The sequence below is a fragment of the Bradyrhizobium neotropicale genome, from assembly GCF_001641695.1.
GTDB lineage: Bacteria > Pseudomonadota > Alphaproteobacteria > Rhizobiales > Xanthobacteraceae > Bradyrhizobium > Bradyrhizobium neotropicale.
Genome location: NZ_LSEF01000091.1, coordinates 22,975 through 41,888 on the forward strand (window position 1 = coordinate 22,975; position 18,914 = coordinate 41,888).

Genomic DNA, 18,914 nt, shown 5'->3' on the forward strand with positions numbered 1-18,914 from the left:
TCCTCTCCTGCTCCGAAATCGGTTATATGTCGGGGCCATGACGGGATGCTGCCAATGACTGTCGTCGAAACGCCAATCAAGGAAGTCCGCGGCAACCACCGCTCGACCGCGGGCGTCCACCTGGTCGCACGCGACTATCCCAGGGGCTTGCGGCTCGACCCGCACAAGCATCGGGAGGCGCAGCTCGTCTACGCCGCCAAGGGAACGATGCAGGTGACGACGCCCAAGGGGCGCTGGCTGGTGCCGCCGGACCGCGCGGTATGGGTCCCGGCCGGACTCGAGCACGCCATCGACGTTCTCGCCGACATCGAGATGCGCACGCTCTATTTCGACCTGCCCTGGCTGAAGCGCGAGCAACGCGACGAGGGCCTGACCAAGGAGTTCGTGGTGCGGGTGTCGCCGCTGCTGCACCAGGCGATCCTGGCGCTGTTTGATTCCCGCAATACGTCAGAGCACACCGAGCTCCTGGTCCGCCTGGTGATGCTGGAACTGCACCAGGCCGAGGATTCCGCGACCTTCGTGCCGCTGCCGCACGAGCCGCGCTGCCGGCGCGCCGCGATGATCGTGCTCGACGATCCCACCGGCCTGCACGACATCGACACGCTCGCGCGCGAAGTGGGAACTTCCGCGCGGACACTGTCGCGATTGTTCTCCACGGAGACGCAACTGAGCTTCAAGAGCTGGTGTCAGCGCGCCCGGATCGCCGCCGCGATCCAGCGGCTCTCGACCGATGCCGGCGTCTCGGTCAAGCAGCTCGCCGCTCAGCTCGGCTATGCCAGCGTACCCGCCTTCTCGGCCGCCTTCCGTCAGGTGACCGGACGGACGCCGACGGAGTTTGCGGGGAAGAGCTGACCACCAGCACGTTGTCGTTGCCCGCCTTGTGCGCAATTGCGCACTGGGGCGGGCAATCCAGTATTCCAGAAACGTCAGTGGGATACGGACAAGCCGCGGCGTACTGGATGCCCCGGTCCCGGCTCCGCCAAGGCTACGCCGGGCCACAAGGGTGCTCGGCCGCCGAAGCTTCAGCGAAGGCGGCAAGCCGGGGCATGACTACCTTTGGGGGAGCGCCCGCCGCATCCACATTCGCGACCGTCATCGCCCGCCTTCGCGGGACATGACGCCCTTGATGACGGCACAGCTTTCATGACGGCTTTCTTGAGACGCATGACATAGCTTAAGATGCCAAGCTCTCGCGCTTGATTGTGATCGGTTTCCGCCTAAATCCCGTGTAAAGCTATCGCAGCGCACAAACCAGATTCGAAAAGCCCAGATGGCCAACGCCTTCTTCTCCGACCTGCTCGCCACGATCTCCGAGCGCGGCCGCACGCTGCTTCGCCGCGGGGATTCCTCCGACACCAAGCATGACGCCGACGGCCTCGTCGAGCTCTGCGAGGCGCTGCTGTCGGGACGGGGCGAAGCCTCCGGCACCGCCATGGCGCGCGAAGTGCTCGACCTCTACCAGGACCTCGATGCGACCGGACGCCGCGCCTTTTTCGAAGCGCTGGTGCGCGACTTCGGTCCGGACAAGGAACGCCTCGCCAAGGCGGTCGAAAAATGGCGCGCCAAATCCGGCGACGAGGACGCGAGCTCCGTGCATTTCGCCTCGGAGCCGCGCCGGCAGGAATTGATCCGCCGCCTCAACCGCGCGCCCGGCGGCACCGGCGATCTCGTCAACATGCGCGCCGACCTGCTCGGCATGATGAACGGCCACACCGATCTCGCCGCGCTCGACCGCGACGTCGTCCATCTCCTCTCTTCGTGGTTCAACAGGGGGTTTCTCGTGCTGCGCAGGATCGACTGGTCGACCCCGGCCAACATCCTCGAAAAGATCATCCGCTATGAAGCCGTGCACGAGATCAGCGACTGGGACGATCTGCGCCGCCGCATCGATCCGGTCGATCGCCGCTGTTACGCGTTCTTCCATCCTGCGATGGTCGACGAGCCCCTGATCTTCGTCGAGGTGGCGCTGACCGAAGCCATTCCCGGCGCGATCGCGCCGCTGCTCGCCGTCGACCGCCAGCATCTGCCGATCGAGCGGGCGCGCACCGCCGTGTTCTATTCGATCTCCAACACCCAGCGCGGCCTCGGCGGCATCTCCTTCGGCAGCTTCCTGATCAAGCAGGTGGTCGAGGAATTGCGCCGCGAATTGCCGCGGCTCGACAGTTTCGTGACGCTGTCGCCGGTGCCGGGCTTCATGCAGTGGGTGAAGCAGGACGAGGACCTGCCGCTATCGGACGATGATCGCGAGTTGCTGAAGCAACTCGACGAGCCCAAATGGTTCGAGAATGCGGACGTGACCGCGCAGCTCCGCGCCGTGCTGGAGCCGCTTGCGGCCCACTACTTCCTGAAGGCGCGCACGTCGAAGGGCCGGCTGATCGACTCGGTCGCCCGCTTCCATCTCGGCAACGGCGCGCGGCTCGAGCGCATCAACTGGCTCGGTGACCTCTCGTCCAAGGGCGTGCGCGAGTCCGCCGGCGTCATGGTCAACTATCTCTACCGCCTCGACGACATCGAGAAGAACCACGAGGCCTACGCCAATGACGGCGAGGTCGTGGCCTCCGGCGCGGTGAAGAAGCTGCTCAAGGGCGAAGGACGAAGGCTGCTGGACATGCGGCTGTCGTAGGGGGCATCCCTCTCGTGCCCCACCGTCATTGCGAGCGCAGCGAAGCAATCCAGGCTGTCACCGCGGAAAGATTCTGGATTCGCCGCGCTTACTTCTTATCCCTGAAATACGGCTCCACAGGCCCATGCACCTTGATGGTCAGAGGGTTGCCGTAGCGGTCCTTGGCGTTGCCCGCGGCGACGCGGACCCAGCCTTCGCTGATGCAATATTCCTCAACATTGGTCTTCTCGATGCCCTTGAAGCGGATGCCGACGTCGCGCGACAGGATATCCGCGTTGTAATAGGGGCTGTTCGGATCGACCGACAGGCGGTCGGGAAATTCGTCGCTCATGATTGTCTCGCTCACAACAGTGTTTCGATTTGATTCCGCAGTCCTTCGGGCCGTGCGGTCGGCGCATAGCGCGCGATCACCTTGCCGGCGCGGTCCACCAGGAACTTCGTGAAGTTCCATTTGATGGAGGCACCCAGCAGGCCGGATTGCTGGTGTTTCAGGTACTCATACAGAGGATGCGCATTGGCGCCGTTGACGTCGATCTTCGCGAACAGCGGGAAGGTGACGTCGTAGTTCGTCGAACAGAACGCCTGGATCTCGCCCGCCTGCCCCGGCTCCTGCCCGCCGAACTGATTGCAGGGAAAGCCGAGCACCGAGAAGCCGCGGGGAGAGAAGTCGCGATAGAGATCCTCGAGGCCGCGATATTGCGGTGTGAAGCCGCACTTGCTCGCGGTGTTGACGATCAACAGCACCTGTCCTTCGAAGCGCCGCATCAGCACTTCCTCGCCGGCGAGCGAGTTGGCCTTGAATTCGTAGATCGCAGACATCGCTAGCTCACGGGGTCGATCGGCGACGGCGGCACGCCGCCTGCCTCGATCGCCTCGCCCGCAAGCAGGCACAAGTCCTCGCGGTAGCGTCCGGACACGACATGCACGCCGACGGGCACTTTGCCGACGAGACCGGTCGAGACCACGAGGCCCGGCAGTCCCATGAACGGAATGGCGATCTGCGGCAACTGCGCCTCCCAGACGCGCTTGAAGGACTCGTCATCCTTGCGGTCAAGATGGTCCGGGAATGGCAGTTCGCCGGAGACCGGCGTCAGCACCACCGCATATTGTTCGAGGAACAGCATCCATTCCCGGGTCAGCGTGGCGCGGCGGGTCAGCGCCTTCGCGTAGGCCGCCTGGTCGAACGGCGTGACCTTGGCGCGGTTGCCGCGCAGGCACGCGAGCGCACCGGGGTCGCCCTCGCGCTCGGCCATTTCAAGCTGTGCCTCGTAGCCGTCGCCGAGCCACAGCTTTGTCTGCCACTCGACCGCCTCGCGCATCGGTGGCGTGTTCTCGATCACATCGACGCTCCAGCCCGCACGCTCCAGCCGCTTGCCGGCATCGCTCACGGCTGCCTTCACCTCCGGCGTGGTCGCAAGCCCGTCCGGGTTGAGGCAGAGCGCGGCGCGCTTCGGCCGCGCCGCGCCTTCCAGCGGCGCCGGCACCCACCAGGGATCGCGGATGTCACGCGCCGACATCGCGGCGAGCGAAATCCGCAAGTCGTTGACGGTGCGCGCCAGGGGGCCCGACACCGCGGTGATCTGCGGACCGATCGGGCGCTCCGGCAGCGCCGGGTTGAAGGCGGGAATGCGGCCCATGGTCGGGCGCAGGCCGTGCACGCCGCAGGCATAGGCGGGATATCGGATCGAGCCGGCGATGTCGGTGCCATGGGCGATATGGCCGATGCCGGCCGCAACCGCCGAGCCGGCGCCGCCCGAGGAGCCGCCCGGCGTCAGCGAGGCATCACGGGGGTTCTTGGTGTCGCCATGGACGAGGTTGGTGGTGAACCAGCGATAGGAGAAGGCCGGGCAATTGGTGCGGCCAAGCAGGATGGCGCCCGCTTTGCGGAAATTGGCGACCACCGGATTGTCCTCGCGCGCGATCAGGTCGCGCTGCAGCTTGAGGCCGTTAGTGGTGGCAAAGCCGACCTGGTCGACATTGGCCTTGATGGTGACGGGTACGCCGGCGAGCACGCCCGGGTCCTCGCCGCGGGCGATCGCGGCATCAATGACATCGGCCTGCTTGAGCACGTCGTCGGGCCTGTGGTCGACCACGGCATTGAGCCTGGGATTGACGGCATCGAGCCGGGCCAGCCCCGCCTGCGCAGCCTCCCTGGCCGAAACCTTCCGGGATTTGACGAGGGTGGCGAGGTCGGCGGCCGACAGGCGCCAGAGGTCTTGCATGACATGCTCCGTTTGACCGGCGTGTTTTAGCGCCGGCGACGCGGCAAAGCCATGCGGATTTCGCAGGGGCGAAAGTGGGGCGGATTGCCACATTTTCCGTCATTGCGAGCGAAGCGAAGCAATCCAGAGTCTGTCCGAGGAAATAGTCTGGAATGCTCCGTCGCAAGGGCTCCTCGCAATGACGGCGGGGAGAGAAGCCCTAATGCCGGGTCGCGGTGCGATCCGGCATGTCCAGGAGCGCTTCGGTGAAGGGAAACTCCAGCACGATCTCGCCATCGACGTCGGTGACCTCGATGACGGCCTCGAGGAGGGCCGGCTGGGCGCCTTCCGATTTCACCACTTCCAGGATCATCTGACGGGCGACCTCCCAGGCGCGATCGGGGTTGCGCAGGTCCTCGCCGTCAGGATCCACGATCAATTCGTCGCCGATGCGGGTGTTGAAGAAGTATTTGGGCATCACGGAAGTCCACTTGGGTCGGCTGTAGCGGATTGAAGGCTGCAGTGCACTCACAACTGCTTTATCAGGACAGGGTTCGCGACCGAATGCGCCTTCTGCAAGGCAGCCTCGCCTGAAGCGGCGTTCCGCGGTCGCTTTCGCAACGCAGCAATTCCTCGTCTACTACCTAGGTCCCGTAAGATTTAACTGGCGAACTTCTCCGCCCTCACTAATTTAGTCTCTGGGACGATACGTCCAAATTCGCGCAATTGGAGAGCCAAAAATGGCCTGGAAAGCCCCGAAGATCGTTGAAGTGCCCTGCGGTATGGAAATCAACATGTATGTGAGCGCCACCCGCAAGTAAGGGCTGGCGAGTTCGCGTTCAGCGAGGTGGATCTTTCGGTCACGATGCGTTTCCGGAAGACAGAATCTGTGTCGGCCTGAGATCCATCACGCGACGTTACCTCCAGGAGACGGATCATGCTTCGCGTCGTCGTCCTGGGCGCCGCAGCGGGCGGCGGAGTCCCGCAATGGAATTGCGGATGCGAGGGCTGCCGGGCGGCCCGTGCGAGCGGCCATGAGTTGCAACGAACCCAGGCATCGGTCGCCTTCAGCGGCGATGGCGCGCACTGGTTCCTGATCAACGCGTCGCCCGACCTCAGACAGCAATTGAACGCCACGCCGCAGTTGCATCCCAAGGCGGGCGCATTGCGCCACACCCCGATCGCCGGCGTAATCCTGACCAACGGCGAGGTCGACGCGGTCGCGGGCCTGCTCTCGATGCGCGAGGGCTCGCCCTTCACGATCTACGCGCATGAGAAGGTGCTGGCGATCCTCAAAGCCAACAGCATCTTCAACGTGGTGAACGAGAAGAACGTGGGGCGCCAGCCGATCGGCATCCGCGAGCCGTTCGAGCCGCGACTGCCAGATGGCGCGCGTTCGGGTATCGAGGTGCTCCCCTTCGCGGTGCCCGGCAAGTCGGCCTGGTATCTGGAAGGCAAGGCGCATCCGGGCGGCGAGACCGGCGACGGCGATACGCTGGGACTGAAGATCACGGACAAGTCGACCGGCAAGAGTTTTTATTTCCTCGCCGCCTGCGCCGAGGTGACCGATGCGCTCAAGGCCGAGATCGATGGCGCCGCGCTGGTGTTCTTCGACGGCACGGTCTGGCAGGATGACGAGATGATCAAGGCCGGCCTCGGCCACAAGACCGGCAAGAGCATGGGACATGTCGCGATGTCCGGCGGCGATGGTGCGATCGCGCGGCTCGCTGATCTCAATATCGACAGGAAGATATTTCTGCATATCAATAACTCGAATCCGGCGCTGCTGCCCGGCTCAATCGAGCGCAAAGCCGCTGAGCAGGCGGGCTGGCAGATACCCGCTGACGGAACGGAGATCGTGCTGTGAATGCCGCGTCACTGACAGGAATGACCGCCCTCTCGATCGGCAAGGATTTGACGCTCAACTCGGCCGAGGAACTCGAGGCGACGCTGCGCCATATCGGCGCGACGCGTTATCACAGCCTGCATCCGTTCCATAAACTCTTGCACGGCGGCAAGCTGAACAAGGGCCAGGTGCAGGCCTGGGCGCTCAATCGCTACTATTACCAGAGCACGATCCCGATCAAGGACGCGGTCGTGATCTCGCGCTTCCGCGACCGCGCCACGCGGGTGGAATGGCGCCATCGCATCGAGGACCATGACGGCGACGTCGGCTCTGAAGGCGGCATCGAGCGCTGGCTCAAGCTGACCGAGGGCCTCGGCCTCGACACCGCCTATGTGGAATCGACCGAAGGCATCTTGCCGGCGACCCGCTTCGCGGTGGAAGCCTATGTCCACTACTGCCGCGAAAAAAGCCCGCTGGAGGCGATCGCCTCCTCGCTCACCGAGCTGTTCGCGCCGAATCTGCACGAAGAGCGCATCTCCGGCATGCTGGAGCATTACGACTTCGTCAATCCGGACATCATGAGCTACTTCAAGCGTCGCCTGACGCAGGCGCCGCGCGATGCCGGCTTCGCGCTCGACTATGTCAAGGCGCATGCGAAGACGCCCGAGCAGCGCGCATCGGTCTGCAACGCGCTGATCTTCAAGACCAACGTGCTGTGGGTGCAGCTCGATGCGCTCTACCACGCCTATGTCGAGGGCCACATTCCGCCGGGCGCATTCGTGCCCAAAGCGAGCTAAGAGGAACGAGCGATGGCCGGGCCGCGTCATATCAGCGTCAGCGAAACGAGCCGGCCCGTGCTGCCGCGGCATGCCAAGCTGAAATACGACGAGACGCGACAGGTCTGGGTGATCCTGGCACCGGAACGGGTGCTGGCGCCGGACGAGATCGCGGTCGAGGTTTTGCAGCTCTGCAATGGCGAGCGCAACGTCGGCGACGTCGCCGATCAGTTGGCCGCGAAATATGCCGCGCCGCGCGATGCGATCCTCACCGACGTCATCGCCATGCTGCAGGATCTCGCCGACAAGGGCTTTCTCACCGAAGTCCGGGAGAAGACACCATGAGCGATGTGCTCGGCAACCCCATCATCCCGCCCGACGCCAGCGATAGTCTCGCGGTGCTGGAGAAGCAGCGCTCGACGGCGGAGACGTTCGGCATTCCGCTCGCCGTGCTGCTCGAAATCACGCATCGCTGCCCGCTGCAATGCCCCTACTGCTCCAACCCGGTCGAGCTCGATCGCGCCGGCAAGGAGCTGACCACCGAGGAATGGAAGAAGGTCTTGAGCGAGCTCGCCGAGATCGGCGTGCTCCAGGTCCACTTTTCCGGCGGCGAGCCGACGGCGCGGAAGGACCTCGTCGAACTCGTCAAGCATGCGAGCGACGTCGGCCTCTACACCAACCTGATCACCTCGGCCGTACTGCTGACGCGCGGCAGGCTGAGCGAGCTCGCTGATGCCGGGCTCTGCCACGTGCAGATCAGCTTCCAGGGCACGGAAGATGGTCTCTCCGATCGCGTCGCCGGCTACAAGGGCGCGCATTACAAGAAGCTCGAGGTCGCGAAGTGGACGCGCGAGCTCGACCTGCCGCTCACCGTGAATGCGGTGATGCATCGCCAGAACCTGCACCAGCTCCCCGACATCATCCAGATGGCGGTCGATCTCGACGCCGACCGGCTCGAGGTCGCAAATGTGCAGTATTACGGCTGGGCGCTGAAGAACCGCGCCGCGCTGATGCCGACGGTGGCGCAGCTCGATGAGACCACGCGCATCGTCGAGGAGGCGCGCGAGCGGCTCAAGGGCACGCTCGCAATCGACTATGTTGTGCCGGACTATTACGCGCTGCGGCCGAAGAAGTGCATGGGCGGCTGGGGCCGGCAGTTCTTCAACATCTCGCCGGCCGGAAAGGTGCTGCCCTGCCACGCCGCCGAGAGCATCACCGGGCTCGACTTCGAATCCGTGCGCTCCAACCATTCGATCGCCTGGATCTGGCAGAACTCCGACGCCTTCAACCGCTATCGCGGCACCGGCTGGATGAAGGAGCCTTGCAAGACGTGTGAGTTCCGCGAGATCGATTTCGGCGGCTGCCGCTGCCAGGCGTTCGCGCTGACCGGCGATGCCGCCAACACCGATCCCGCCTGCGTGCTGTCGCCGCTGCACGAGACAATCTTCAAGCAGGCCGAGCGCGAGGCCGAGGGCGAGACCAACCGCTTCCTCTACCGCAACTTCGCCGGAGGCACGTTGGAAGCAGAGACTTCGGAGAACGGCGAGAATGGCGCCTGACGCCGACGCGGCCAGTTCGGTCAAGCGCGCCGATCCCTTCGCGCCGCTGACCTCCGAGATGCTCGACGTCGGCGACGGCCACGAGCTCTACGTCGAAAGCGTCGGCCGCACCGACGGCATTCCCGCCGTCTATCTCCATGGCGGCCCCGGCAGCGGTTGCCAGCCCGATCATCGCCGGCTCTTTGATCCCGAGCGATTCTGCGCCGTGCTGTTCGACCAGCGCGGCTGCGGCCGCAGCCGTCCCAAGGGATCGCGCGCCGACAACACGACGGCGCATCTGATCGCGGACATGGAGAAGATCCGCGAGAAGTTCGGCTTTACGCGCTGGATGGTGGTCGGCGGCTCCTGGGGCGCGACGCTGGCGCTGGCTTATGCCGAGGCGCATCCCGAGCGCGTCTGTGGCATCGCGCTGCGCGCGACCTTTCTGGGCACGCGGGCCGAGGTCGAGACCGGCTTCACGACCCGCCTGTCGCAATTCTATCCCGCGCTCCACCAGGATTTTCTGAGCGTGCTGCCGCCGGAGGAGCGCGCGCGGCCGGTGGATGCCTATTGGCGCCGCATCCTCGATACCGACCCGGCCGTGCATGGCCCCGCCGCGCGGGCCTGGCACGACACCGAGCGCATTCTGTCGGAACACAAGCCCGCAAAGACGCGGCTCGACCTCGCCTCGCTGAACGTCTGGCGTACGCTGCCCGCGACGCCGTTCATGGAAGCGCATTACTTCGTCAACGACAGCTTCATGACCGAGGACCAGTTGTTGCGGAACGCCGGCAAGCTCGCCGGCATTCCCGGCATCATCATCCAGGGCCGCTACGATTTGCTGTGCCCGCCTGAGACATCGCAGGCGCTCGCGAAAGTCTGGCCGGGTTCCGAGATTCGCATCGTGGAAGAAGCTGGCCATTCGCTCTATGATGCCGGCGTGAGGGACGCGGTCATGAAGTCGATCGCCGATCTTGCATCGAAAGCCGCGCGATAAGAACTGTCCCCTCATCCTGAGGAGCGCTCCGAGAGCGCGTCTCGAAGGATGAAGGCCGAGACGAAGCAGCGGGGGCCTTCATGGTTCGAGACGCCGCTTCGCGGCTCCTCACCATGAGGATCGAGAGTTCGGAAGGGACAACAAGAAAATGCCGCTCGCCGGGAAAGGCATGCTGCTGACGTCGATGGATATCGACGCAGCAGATGAAGCCGATTTCAACCGCTGGTACGATCGCGAACATCTGGAAGAGCGCGTTGCGATCGAGGGTTTTCTGGAAGCGCGGCGCTATGTCGCGCACGCCGCCCATCCCAAATATCTCTGCCTCTATTCGACCGCGACGCTCGACGTGCTGGACAGCCCGGCCTATCGGGCGCGGCTCGCCAACCCAACCGATTGGTCGCGCCAAAGCATGGCGCGTTTCAAGAACATGCTGCGCGTGGTGGCGCGCATCACGATCAGCAACGGTGCGGGACGCGGATCGGCGCTCGGCGTGGTGCGGCTGCGCCCAGTGCCCGACAACGCCGGCGAATGGCGTGATGCACTGCGGGAGAAATTGGCGCCGGAGAAGTACGACGGCATCATCTCCATGCATCTGCTCGAAAGCGAGCCGGAGCTTTCCGGCGCGACAGCGCAGATTCCGGCCACGCGCAACGAAGGCGCGCGCGACTGGTTCGTGCTGATCGACGGCACGCAGGTCAGCGCTGTCTCGACCATCATCGCCGAGCGCTTCACCGGGCCTGCTGCGTCGCCCTTACCGCTTCCCGTCTCCGTCGGCACCTACTGCCTGATGTGGGACCTCGCCAAGAGCGATATCTCGCACGGCTGATGCCGTCACACGCATCGCGACATGTTGCACCGCCGCATTCGCGCGCGGCCGTTAATGCTGTCCGCGCGTAGCTCCTATGAAAGCTGGAGATCGCGGAAATTTGCCGTTGTGCTTCGGAATGGTTCTAATAAGCTAACCGTATGATCCAATTTAAAAACCAGATCGACGCGCATTAAGCGTTCGCCAAGCTCAAGAAGGCCGCCGGGTCTCTGAGCCTGTGCGGACAGGGTAGGAATGAAACCGACCGATATCGCGGCCCCCGACTACTTTCACAAGGTAGTCGATTGCCAGTGGGCCTGTCCTGCGCACACCCCAGTTCCCGAATACATCCGACTGATCGCACAAGGCCGCTACAGCGACGCCTACATGATCAATTGGAAATCGAACGTGTTCCCAGGTATCCTGGGACGCACTTGCGATCGTCCATGCGAGCCGGCGTGCCGCCGCGGACGCGTCGAGGAGACGCCGGTGGCGATCTGCCGCCTCAAGCGCGTCGCCGCCGATTTCAAGGACGACATCAAGCAGCGCCTGCCGCATCCCGCCGCGAAGAACGGCAAGCGCATCGCGCTGGTCGGCGGCGGTCCAGCCTCGCTGACGGTGGCGCGCGATCTGGCGCCGCTCGGCTACCACTGCACCGTGTTCGATGCCGACCCCGAAGCCGGCGGCATGATGCGCACGCAGATCCCCAAGTTCCGCCTGCCGAATTCCGTCATCGACGAGGAGACCGGCTACATCCTGGGCCTCGGCGTCGAATTCAAGGGCGGTCATCGCATCGAGAGCATGAAGGCCCTGCTCGCGGAGAAATACGACGCGATCTTCGTCGGCTCGGGCGCGCCGCGCGGCCGCGAGCTCGACATTCCCGGCCGCAAGGAAGCAGCGGCGAACATCCACATCGGTATCGACTGGCTGTCCTCCGTCTCGTTCGGCCATACCGACAAGATCGGCAAGCGCGTGATCGTGCTCGGCGGCGGCAACACCGCGATGGACTGCTGTCGCACCGCGCGCAGACTCGGCGGCGAGAGCGTCAAGGTGATCGTCCGCTCCGGCTTCGAGGAGATGAAGGCCTCGCCCTGGGAGAAGGAAGACGCGATCCACGAGGACATCCCGATCCTCAACTTCCTCGTTCCCGTCGCCTTCATCCACGACAACGGCAAGCTCACCGGCGTCACCTTCCAGAAGGTGAAGGCGGAGTACGACGCCAAGGGCCGCCGCAGTCTCGTCCCGTCGGGTGAGCCCGACCAGACCATCGAATGCGACGACGTGCTGGTCGCGGTCGGCCAGGAGAACGCCTTCCCCTGGATCGAGCAGGACTGCGGCATCGAGTTCGACAAGTGGCACATGCCCACGGTCGATCAGAAGACTTTCGTTTCGACCAATCCAAAAGTGTTCTTCGGCGGCGACGCCGCCTTCGGCCCGAAGAACATCATCTGGGCGGTGGCGCACGGCCACGACGCCGCGCTGTCGATCCACAGGCTGCTCTCGGGCGAGGACATCACCGAGCGCCCGCTGCCGGACGTGCAGGTGTCCTCGCAGAAGATGGGCATCCACGAATGGAGCTATGACAACGATATCTCCATCGACAAGCGCTTCAAGGTGCCGCATCGCGACAAGATCGTCGCGCTGAAGGACATCCGCGCCGAGGTCGAGCTCGGCTACGACGTCAAGCTCGCGCTCGGCGAGGCGCATCGCTGCCTGAACTGCGACGTCCAGACCGTGTTCTCGACCGCGCTCTGCATCGAGTGCGATGCCTGCGCCGACATCTGCCCGATGGACTGCATCACCTTCACCGCGAACGGCGAGGAAAGCGATTTGCGTCAGCGTCTGAAGGCGCCCGCGCCGCATGCGGACCAGGACCTCTACGTCTCCTCCGACCTCAAGACCGGCCGTGTCATGGTCAAGGACGAGGACGTCTGCCTGCATTGCGGGCTGTGCGCCGAGCGTTGTCCCACTGGCGCCTGGGACATGCAGAAATATTTCATCGAAATGACCTACGCAGGATCATCATGTCCGACAAGAAGCCGATCAGCAGCGTAAACGACTTCGTCGTCCGCTTCGCCAATGTCAACGGCTCGGGGTCGGCGAGCGCCAACGAACTGTTCGCCCGCGCGATCCTGCGCCACGGCGTACCGGTGTCCCCGCGCAACATCTTCCCCTCCAACATCCAGGGCCTGCCGACCTGGTACGAGGTGCGGGTGACGGAAGCCGGCCATCTCGGCGCCCGCGGCGGCGTCGACATGATGGTGGCGATGAATCCGCAGACCTGGGACAAGGACGTCGCCGGCATCGAGCCCGGGGGCTATCTGTTCTACGATTCCACCAAGCCGATGCCGTCGACCAAATTCCGTGACGACATCACCGTGATCGGCGTTCCCCTGACCGCGATCGCCAACTCGACCTATACCGATCCGCGCCAGCGCCAGCTGTTCAAGAACATCATCTATCTCGGCGCGCTCGCGGCGCTGCTCGACATGGATCCGAAGGTGATCGAGCAGCTGATCGGCGAGCAGTACAAGGGCAAGGAGAAGCTGCTCTCCTCCAACGTCCACGCGCTGCATCTCGGCCGCGACTGGGCGCTGCAGAACCTGAAATGCCCGATCGGACTGCGCGTGAAGAAGTCCGACAAGGTCGGCGACCGCATCTTCATCGAGGGCAACAGCGCAGCCGCGCTCGGCGCCGTCTATGGCGGCGCCACCGTGTGCGCCTGGTATCCGATCACGCCGTCCTCGTCGGTGGCGGAGGCCTTCACCAGCCACTGCAAGAAGTACCGGCACGATCCCGAGACCGGCAAGGCGAAATACGCGATCGTGCAGGGCGAAGACGAGCTCGCCTCGATCGGCATCGTGATCGGCGCCTCCTGGAACGGCGCCCGCGCCTTCACCGCGACCTCCGGTCCCGGCATCTCGCTGATGACGGAGTTCATCGGCCTGTCCTACTTCGCCGAGATCCCGGCCGTGATCATGAACATCCAGCGCGCCGGCCCCTCGACCGGCATGCCGACGCGCACCCAGCAATGCGACATCATCGCCTGCGCCTATGCCTCGCATGGCGACACCAAGCATGTGCTGCTGTTCCCGGAAGATCCGGCGGAAGCGTTCGAGTTCGCGGCGGCCGCGTTCGATCTCGCCGAGCGGCTTCAGACCACGATCTTCCTGATGCTCGACCTCGACATCGGCATGAACCATCGCCTCTGCCGTCCGCTGAAGTGGGACGACGCGCGGCAATATGACCGCGGCAAGATCATGACCGCGGAGATGCTGGAGGAAGGCCGCGACTTCGGCCGCTATCTCGATGTCGACGGCGACGGCATCCCCTACCGCACCTATCCCGGCACGCATCCGACCAAGGGCTCCTACTTCACCCGCGGCACCTCGCGCGACCGCTATGCGCGCTACTCCGAGGAAGGCCCGGTCTACGCCGACAACATGCAACGCCTGGTGCGCAAGTTCGAGACCGCACAGGACCTCGTGCCGCGCCCGCTGCAGGCCAATGCGGAACGGCCGACCAAATACGGCGTGATCTATTTCGGCTCGACCTCGCCGGCGATGGACGAGGCGATCGGGCTCCTGGAAGCGCGCGGCCATCAGCTCGATCGCCTGCGCATCCGCGCCTTCCCGTTCCACTCGAGCGTGGCGAGCTTCCTCGCCGAGCACGACTTCGTCTATGTGGTCGAGCAGAACCGCGACAGCCAGCTGCGCCAGCTCATCGTCAACGAGAACGGCATCGATCCGGTGCGCCTCGTGCCGATCGTGCATTATGACGGCTCGCCGATCACCGCCCGTTTCATCGCAAAAGCCATTGGCGACCACCAGGATCACCTCAAGGTGACCCCGCTCCGCAAGGCCGTGTCATGACCTACATTGCAAAGCCGAAATTTCATCACCCGGGCCTGAAGAAGAACGAGCTCGGCTACACGCATCGCGACTACGAGGGCAAGATCTCGACGCTGTGCGCCGGCTGCGGTCATGACTCGATCACGGCCTCGATCATCGAGGCCTGCTACGAGCTCTCGATCGAGCCGCACCGGGTGGCGAAGATCTCCGGCATCGGTTGCTCGTCGAAGACGCCGGATTACTTCCTCGGCAATTCGCACGGCTTCAACTCGGTGCACGGTCGCATGCCGTCGGTTTTGACCGGTGCCAATCTCGCCAATCGCGACCTGATCTATCTCGGCGTTTCCGGCGACGGGGACTCCGCATCGATCGGCTTCGGCCAGTTCGCGCATTCGATCCGGCGCGGCGTCAACATGACCTATATCGTCGAGAACAACGGCGTCTACGGCCTGACCAAGGGCCAGTTCTCGGCGACCGCCGACCGCGGCTCGAAGTCCAAGAAGGGCGTCACCAACACCGACAACGCCATCGACCTCGTCGCGATCGCGCTGCAGCTCGGGGCCACCTTCGTGGCGCGCAGCTTCTCCGGCGACAAGACCCAGCTCGTGCCGCTGATCGCGGCCGCGATCCGTCACAAGGGCGCGTCCTTCATCGACGTCATCAGCCCCTGCATCGCCTTCAACAACCACGCCGGGTCGACCAAGAGCTTCGACTATGTCCGAGAGCACAATGACGCGGTGAACCGGCTCGACGTGCTGGTCGGCCGTGACCCGATCGCGGTCGATTATGCGCCGGGCACCGTGCAGTTGGTCGAGCAGCATGACGGCAGCAGGATCGCGCTGCGCAAGATCGATGCCGACTACGATCCGCACGATCGGCTCGGCGCGATGACCTTCCTGCAGAAGCACGCCGCCAAGGGTCAGATCGTCACCGGACTGCTCTATGTCGATCCCGAGGCGGAAGACCTGCACGAGCATCTCAACACGGTCGAGACGCCACTCAACACGCTGGAAGCGGACACGCTCTGCCCGGGCTCGGCGGTGCTGGACAAGATCAACGCCAGCCTGCGGTGATCACGCGGGGCGAAGTGGCTTTAGATTGAATTGACCGGGCCGCGGGCTCGCTCAACCTCTCCCGCTTGCGGGGGAGGTCGGCGCGGAGCGCCGGGTGGGGGCTCCCTCCACGTCGGGAGTCTCGATTGCGGAGGCACCCCCACCCCAACCCTCCCCCGCAAGCGGGAGAGGGAGCGCACCGCCTTCGTGTCGGCAACGAAGCCTAATCCCATCGCGCTCTACCGCGCTGAAGCCAGCGGCCTGACGCGCACGGTGATCTTGTCCGACACGACAGGCGGGTCGAACGGATAGTGCTTGGCATCGCCCAGCACCAGCTGCAGCGTGTGCGTCCCGGGCGGAAGATCGAGCATGGTCTCGGTCTGCCCTGCCCCGAAGTGCAGATGCGACTTGTCCTGCGGGATCGGCTCCTTGGGATCGATGGGGTCGTTGACGTCGACCAACAGGTGATGATGACCGGCGTTCTGATAGTCGTCGCCCGCATGCGTCACGCCCATGTTGCGCAGGCCGAACCGGACCCAGAACCCGCCGCGAACCTTCTGTCCGTCACGCGGGGTGATGAAATAGAGCTTTGCGTCCTTGGGAGCGGTCTTGCCCTGCGAATAGGCTGCGCCCGGGAGCAATGCGAGCGCCGTCGCCAGCGCGACGCAGTGAATGATTTTCATGAAACCTACTCCGGCACCTAAGGACTGAGCGCGACGCGGAATCCATGCGTTGGATAACGAACATTGGTATCGTAGCCATCGCGGTTGGATGGACGCACATATCTCGAATCGTTCTTCCAGGAGCCCGAGCGCAAGACGTGCGATGAGCAGTCGCCGCCGGTCCATGCCGAGCCGTCGCCGGGCGCCCCCTGATAGGTCCTGTGCCAGCAATCCCCGACCCACTGATCGACGCTGCCGCCCATGTCGTAGAGCCCGAACGGATTGGGCTTGAAGCTGCCGACCTTCGCCGGCTGCTCGGCCGCAAGGTCACCGCAATCCTTGCATCCGGCCATGCCGAGCTGGAGCTTGTCGCCCCACCAATATTTGGTCTGCGTGCCGCCGCGCGCCGCATATTCCCATTCGGCTTCGCTCGGAAGCCGATAGGACTTGTTCGTCGCCTGCGCGAGCCAGGCGGCATATTGCTGCGCGTCGGTCCAGCTCACATTGGCGACCGGCGCATCGTCCTTGCCGGTGGCGGTGAAGGAGCACGCCTTGGCAACGGCACATTCGTTCCACTCCTGCACCGTCACCGGATATTTGCCGATCGAGAACGGCTTGATCGTGGCCTGGTGAACGGGACGTTCGGTCGGATCGTCATTGCTTCCCATCGCGAAGCTGCCGCCGCGAATGGCGATCATCTGGGGTTCGCGAACCGATGGCGCCGCCGGTTGGCCGGGCGGCGGTGCGGGCGACGGAGGTGCCGACGCCAATGAGGGAGACGGTTGCGGCGTCTGCGTTGCCGCTTCGCGCGACAGGGGATGCGGGCTCGGAGGCGCGGCCGGCGAAGGGCTCGGCGTGGCGGCCGGAGACGCGGTCGGCGCGGCAGCCTGCTCGCCCACCTTGCCGGACGGCTGCGCCAGCAGATACCAGAGCACGCCGGCGGCGATGATCAGCAGCGTGATGCCCAGGAAAAAGATCAGGGCGTTCTCGCGCCGGCTTCGCGTCCTGCCGACCGCATCTGCGTCGGGCAGCACGCGATAGACGCGCACGGGATCGGTGATGTTCTTGACCTTGCGGTCCCCGAGCGATTCATAGCCGCATACCACCTTGTGCTTGATCTGCTCGTAGATCGCGCCGGAGATGTAGACCTGACCGGGCTCGGCGATGCCTTCGAGGCGGGTGGCGATGTTGACGCCGTCGCCGTAAACATCGTCCGGCTCCACGATGACGTCACCGAGATTGACGCCGATCCGGTATTCGATCCGGGAATGCTTCGGAAGCGAGGCGTTGCGGCCGATGAGGTTCTGCTGGATGACGATGCTGCATCTGACAGCCTCGACGGGACTGTCGAAAATGGCGATGAAGCCGTCGCCCGTCGTCTTCACCAGCGTTCCATGGTGCTCGACGATGCTGGGCTCGATGAGATCCCGCTCGATCCGCTTGACGCGGACATGCGTGCCCTCCTCATCGGCCTGCATCAGGCGGCTATAGGACGCGATGTCGCCGACAATGATCGCAGCGAGACGACGAGGCATCGCGCCGTGCGGGGGCGGCCCACCCTGATTTCCGGATTTGAAGTTGCGAATTTCGCCCATTGCGGGGACTCCACAAACTTGCAAAGGCGGCGCGAGCTTACGCTTCCGAAAAGCAATCGTCTGTGAAGGCTATCACATTGACGAACCGGGACAAAGTTGAAGGAACCTTGGACATCAAGTTCCCCAGGGCGAAAGCTCTCCGCCGATTGAACTTTCTTGTCCCTGTCGCCGACTAAGGCGCTGGGTGGAACCAGCCGGATCACGCCGCCCGGCGACGACATGCCAGAGGGCTTGCGAGCGTTGAACGCGCCGCACCTGGCCCGCGTCTAACGGCCAACAGCTCTGTCCTGCTGTAAGGATGTCACGCCCGCGAGGCCGTCATGAAGCTCTCTCTGTTTGCTGCCCTCACCCTGGCTGCGCTGACCGGCGCTGCTCACGCCCACGACGCCGGCAAAGTGCGGGAAGCCACCAAGGCCGAGACCGACGCCTTCAATGCGCGGATCTATGCGGGGCCCCCTGGCGACAAAGCCTATGCCTGCTTCGTCCGTCGCTACGATGCCGAGCACCTGGCGCGGCATCCGAAGCAGAAGGTCGCCGCCATGAGGCTCCTGATTTCGGCGGAGTCCGACAACGAGGACAAGCAGCTCCATGATTCGTTCCGGTTCGGCTTCAAATACCGGCACCGCCCCGGTGATTTCGACTCCAGCGGCTCGTGCGGCAGCCACGTGCTGCTTCAGAACCACGACGGTGAAGTCCGGCTCGGCTGCGGCGTCGATTGCGAAGGAGGCGGGATCGAGGTGGCTCTGTCGAAGGACGACAAATCGGCCATCGTCCGGCTCGTGCAGATCCGGGTCTGGCAGAACAACAAGCCGGATGATGAGGCTGAGCAATCGCTGGTCGCCGGCGCCGACGACAAGATTTTCCGACTCGACCGTGCCGACACCGGCGAATGCGCTTCGCTCGTGACCGATCGCAAGGAACTCGCCGCGCTCCGCCACAAGTGATATCCGTCCGGCCATGTCAGGCGC

At 64.5% G+C, this 18,914-nt stretch carries 19 protein-coding genes; 13 read left to right on the forward strand and 6 right to left on the reverse strand.

The features are described from left to right. The first annotated feature begins 54 nt into the window (after positions 1 to 54). Entirely contained in the window at positions 55 to 852 is a 798-nt protein-coding gene (locus AXW67_RS31110) for an AraC family transcriptional regulator (protein WP_063680996.1), read from the forward strand. A 418-nt stretch (positions 853 to 1,270) separates the two neighbouring features. After that, positions 1,271 to 2,623 carry a malonyl-CoA decarboxylase gene (locus tag AXW67_RS31115; RefSeq protein ID WP_063680997.1) on the forward strand — a complete coding sequence of 451 codons (1,353 nt, stop codon included), beginning with the start codon at positions 1,271 to 1,273 and terminating at the stop codon, positions 2,621 to 2,623. Positions 2,624 to 2,711: 88 nt separating this feature from the next. Here the strand turns inward: AXW67_RS31115 and AXW67_RS31120 are convergent, their stop codons facing one another. From AXW67_RS31120 to AXW67_RS31135, 4 genes are all read right to left on the reverse strand, one after another. Then, positions 2,712 to 2,954: a DUF3297 family protein gene (locus AXW67_RS31120; RefSeq protein WP_035688291.1), complete on the reverse strand. Its 243-nt coding sequence runs from the start codon at positions 2,952 to 2,954 to the stop codon at positions 2,712 to 2,714. Positions 2,955 to 2,965: 11 nt separating this feature from the next. Next, positions 2,966 to 3,442, reverse strand: a complete 477-nt coding sequence (locus tag AXW67_RS31125; protein WP_027556776.1) for a glutathione peroxidase — start codon at positions 3,440 to 3,442, stop codon at positions 2,966 to 2,968. A 2-nt stretch (positions 3,443 to 3,444) separates the two neighbouring features. Further along, the gene (locus AXW67_RS31130; protein ID WP_063680998.1) at positions 3,445 to 4,845 is read right to left on the reverse strand and encodes an amidase family protein; all 1,401 of its coding nucleotides are present in this window, start codon (positions 4,843 to 4,845) and stop codon (positions 3,445 to 3,447) included. A 199-nt stretch (positions 4,846 to 5,044) separates the two neighbouring features. After that, positions 5,045 to 5,302 carry a DUF6894 family protein gene (locus AXW67_RS31135; RefSeq protein WP_027556774.1) on the reverse strand — a complete coding sequence of 86 codons (258 nt, stop codon included), beginning with the start codon at positions 5,300 to 5,302 and terminating at the stop codon, positions 5,045 to 5,047. A gap of 262 nt (positions 5,303 to 5,564) precedes the next feature. Here AXW67_RS31135 and pqqA point away from each other — a divergent pair, with 262 nt between their 5' ends. The 10 genes from pqqA (at position 5,565) to AXW67_RS31180 (ending at position 15,710) form a co-directional block, all read left to right on the forward strand. After that, the gene (gene pqqA, locus AXW67_RS41075; protein ID WP_007595659.1) at positions 5,565 to 5,645 is read left to right on the forward strand and encodes a pyrroloquinoline quinone precursor peptide PqqA; all 81 of its coding nucleotides are present in this window, start codon (positions 5,565 to 5,567) and stop codon (positions 5,643 to 5,645) included. A gap of 116 nt (positions 5,646 to 5,761) precedes the next feature. Continuing rightward, positions 5,762 to 6,691, forward strand: a complete 930-nt coding sequence (gene pqqB, locus AXW67_RS31140) for a pyrroloquinoline quinone biosynthesis protein PqqB (RefSeq protein WP_063680999.1) — start codon at positions 5,762 to 5,764, stop codon at positions 6,689 to 6,691. Then, on the forward strand, positions 6,688 to 7,467 hold the full coding sequence (gene pqqC / locus AXW67_RS31145) for a pyrroloquinoline-quinone synthase PqqC (RefSeq protein WP_063681000.1): 780 nt from the start codon (positions 6,688 to 6,690) through the stop codon (positions 7,465 to 7,467). The genes pqqB and pqqC overlap by 4 nt, the downstream gene beginning before the upstream one ends. 12 nt (positions 7,468 to 7,479) lie before the next feature. After that, positions 7,480 to 7,791, forward strand: coding sequence for a pyrroloquinoline quinone biosynthesis peptide chaperone PqqD (gene pqqD / locus AXW67_RS31150; RefSeq protein WP_027556771.1), 312 nt, complete (start codon positions 7,480 to 7,482; stop codon positions 7,789 to 7,791). Further along, positions 7,788 to 9,005, forward strand: coding sequence for a pyrroloquinoline quinone biosynthesis protein PqqE (gene pqqE / locus AXW67_RS31155; RefSeq protein WP_063681001.1), 1,218 nt, complete (start codon positions 7,788 to 7,790; stop codon positions 9,003 to 9,005). Before pqqD ends, pqqE begins: the two co-directional genes overlap by 4 nt. Then, a complete protein-coding gene (pip, locus tag AXW67_RS31160) occupies positions 8,995 to 9,981 on the forward strand; it encodes a prolyl aminopeptidase (RefSeq protein ID WP_063681002.1) in 987 nt (328 codons plus the stop codon). The genes pqqE and pip overlap by 11 nt, the downstream gene beginning before the upstream one ends. A gap of 148 nt (positions 9,982 to 10,129) precedes the next feature. Further along, on the forward strand, positions 10,130 to 10,807 hold the full coding sequence (locus AXW67_RS31165) for a DUF4286 family protein (RefSeq protein WP_063681003.1): 678 nt from the start codon (positions 10,130 to 10,132) through the stop codon (positions 10,805 to 10,807). Between the two features lie 234 nt (positions 10,808 to 11,041). Further along, positions 11,042 to 12,841 carry an FAD-dependent oxidoreductase gene (locus AXW67_RS31170; RefSeq protein ID WP_063681004.1) on the forward strand — a complete coding sequence of 600 codons (1,800 nt, stop codon included), beginning with the start codon at positions 11,042 to 11,044 and terminating at the stop codon, positions 12,839 to 12,841. Further along, complete coding sequence (locus AXW67_RS31175) at positions 12,811 to 14,658, forward strand: 2-oxoacid:acceptor oxidoreductase subunit alpha (RefSeq protein ID WP_063681005.1); 1,848 nt, start codon at positions 12,811 to 12,813, stop codon at positions 14,656 to 14,658. The genes AXW67_RS31170 and AXW67_RS31175 overlap by 31 nt, the downstream gene beginning before the upstream one ends. Next, on the forward strand, positions 14,655 to 15,710 hold the full coding sequence (locus AXW67_RS31180) for a 2-oxoacid:ferredoxin oxidoreductase subunit beta (RefSeq protein WP_063681006.1): 1,056 nt from the start codon (positions 14,655 to 14,657) through the stop codon (positions 15,708 to 15,710). The genes AXW67_RS31175 and AXW67_RS31180 overlap by 4 nt, the downstream gene beginning before the upstream one ends. Positions 15,711 to 15,928: 218 nt before the next feature. Here AXW67_RS31180 and AXW67_RS31185 read toward each other — a convergent pair whose 3' ends face one another. Together AXW67_RS31185 and AXW67_RS31190 are read right to left on the reverse strand one after the other, a co-directional pair. Beyond that, positions 15,929 to 16,372: a DUF4399 domain-containing protein gene (locus tag AXW67_RS31185; protein ID WP_063681007.1), complete on the reverse strand. Its 444-nt coding sequence runs from the start codon at positions 16,370 to 16,372 to the stop codon at positions 15,929 to 15,931. Between the two features lie 17 nt (positions 16,373 to 16,389). Further along, a complete protein-coding gene (locus AXW67_RS31190; protein WP_063681008.1) occupies positions 16,390 to 17,946 on the reverse strand; it encodes an SUMF1/EgtB/PvdO family nonheme iron enzyme in 1,557 nt (518 codons plus the stop codon). A gap of 320 nt (positions 17,947 to 18,266) precedes the next feature. Here AXW67_RS31190 and AXW67_RS31195 point away from each other — a divergent pair, with 320 nt between their 5' ends. Then, on the forward strand, positions 18,267 to 18,890 hold the full coding sequence (locus AXW67_RS31195) for a hypothetical protein (protein ID WP_063681009.1): 624 nt from the start codon (positions 18,267 to 18,269) through the stop codon (positions 18,888 to 18,890). Positions 18,891 to 18,914: the final 24 nt, after the last annotated feature.

Excerpts from the sequence above, each read along its gene's own strand:
- pqqE (WP_063681001.1), top strand. The coding sequence starts at position 7,788 with ATGAGCGATGTGCTCGGCAACCCCATCATCCCGCCCGACGCCAGCGAT.
- AXW67_RS31110 (WP_063680996.1), top strand. The coding sequence starts at position 55 with ATGACTGTCGTCGAAACGCCAATCAAGGAAGTCCGCGGCAACCACCGC.
- AXW67_RS31180 (WP_063681006.1), top strand. The coding sequence starts at position 14,655 with ATGACCTACATTGCAAAGCCGAAATTTCATCACCCGGGCCTGAAGAAG.
- AXW67_RS31195 (WP_063681009.1), top strand. The coding sequence starts at position 18,267 with ATGAAGCTCTCTCTGTTTGCTGCCCTCACCCTGGCTGCGCTGACCGGC.
- AXW67_RS31170 (WP_063681004.1), top strand. The coding sequence starts at position 11,042 with ATGAAACCGACCGATATCGCGGCCCCCGACTACTTTCACAAGGTAGTC.
- pqqD (WP_027556771.1), top strand. The coding sequence starts at position 7,480 with ATGGCCGGGCCGCGTCATATCAGCGTCAGCGAAACGAGCCGGCCCGTG.
- AXW67_RS31190 (WP_063681008.1), bottom strand. The coding sequence starts at position 17,946 with ATGGGCGAAATTCGCAACTTCAAATCCGGAAATCAGGGTGGGCCGCCC.
- AXW67_RS31125 (WP_027556776.1), bottom strand. The coding sequence starts at position 3,442 with ATGTCTGCGATCTACGAATTCAAGGCCAACTCGCTCGCCGGCGAGGAA.
- AXW67_RS31130 (WP_063680998.1), bottom strand. The coding sequence starts at position 4,845 with ATGCAAGACCTCTGGCGCCTGTCGGCCGCCGACCTCGCCACCCTCGTC.
- AXW67_RS31175 (WP_063681005.1), top strand. The coding sequence starts at position 12,811 with ATGTCCGACAAGAAGCCGATCAGCAGCGTAAACGACTTCGTCGTCCGC.
- AXW67_RS31115 (WP_063680997.1), top strand. The coding sequence starts at position 1,271 with ATGGCCAACGCCTTCTTCTCCGACCTGCTCGCCACGATCTCCGAGCGC.
- pip (WP_063681002.1), top strand. The coding sequence starts at position 8,995 with ATGGCGCCTGACGCCGACGCGGCCAGTTCGGTCAAGCGCGCCGATCCC.
- pqqA (WP_007595659.1), top strand. The coding sequence starts at position 5,565 with ATGGCCTGGAAAGCCCCGAAGATCGTTGAAGTGCCCTGCGGTATGGAA.
- pqqB (WP_063680999.1), top strand. The coding sequence starts at position 5,762 with ATGCTTCGCGTCGTCGTCCTGGGCGCCGCAGCGGGCGGCGGAGTCCCG.
- AXW67_RS31165 (WP_063681003.1), top strand. The coding sequence starts at position 10,130 with ATGCCGCTCGCCGGGAAAGGCATGCTGCTGACGTCGATGGATATCGAC.
- AXW67_RS31135 (WP_027556774.1), bottom strand. The coding sequence starts at position 5,302 with ATGCCCAAATACTTCTTCAACACCCGCATCGGCGACGAATTGATCGTG.
- AXW67_RS31185 (WP_063681007.1), bottom strand. The coding sequence starts at position 16,372 with ATGAAAATCATTCACTGCGTCGCGCTGGCGACGGCGCTCGCATTGCTC.
- AXW67_RS31120 (WP_035688291.1), bottom strand. The coding sequence starts at position 2,954 with ATGAGCGACGAATTTCCCGACCGCCTGTCGGTCGATCCGAACAGCCCC.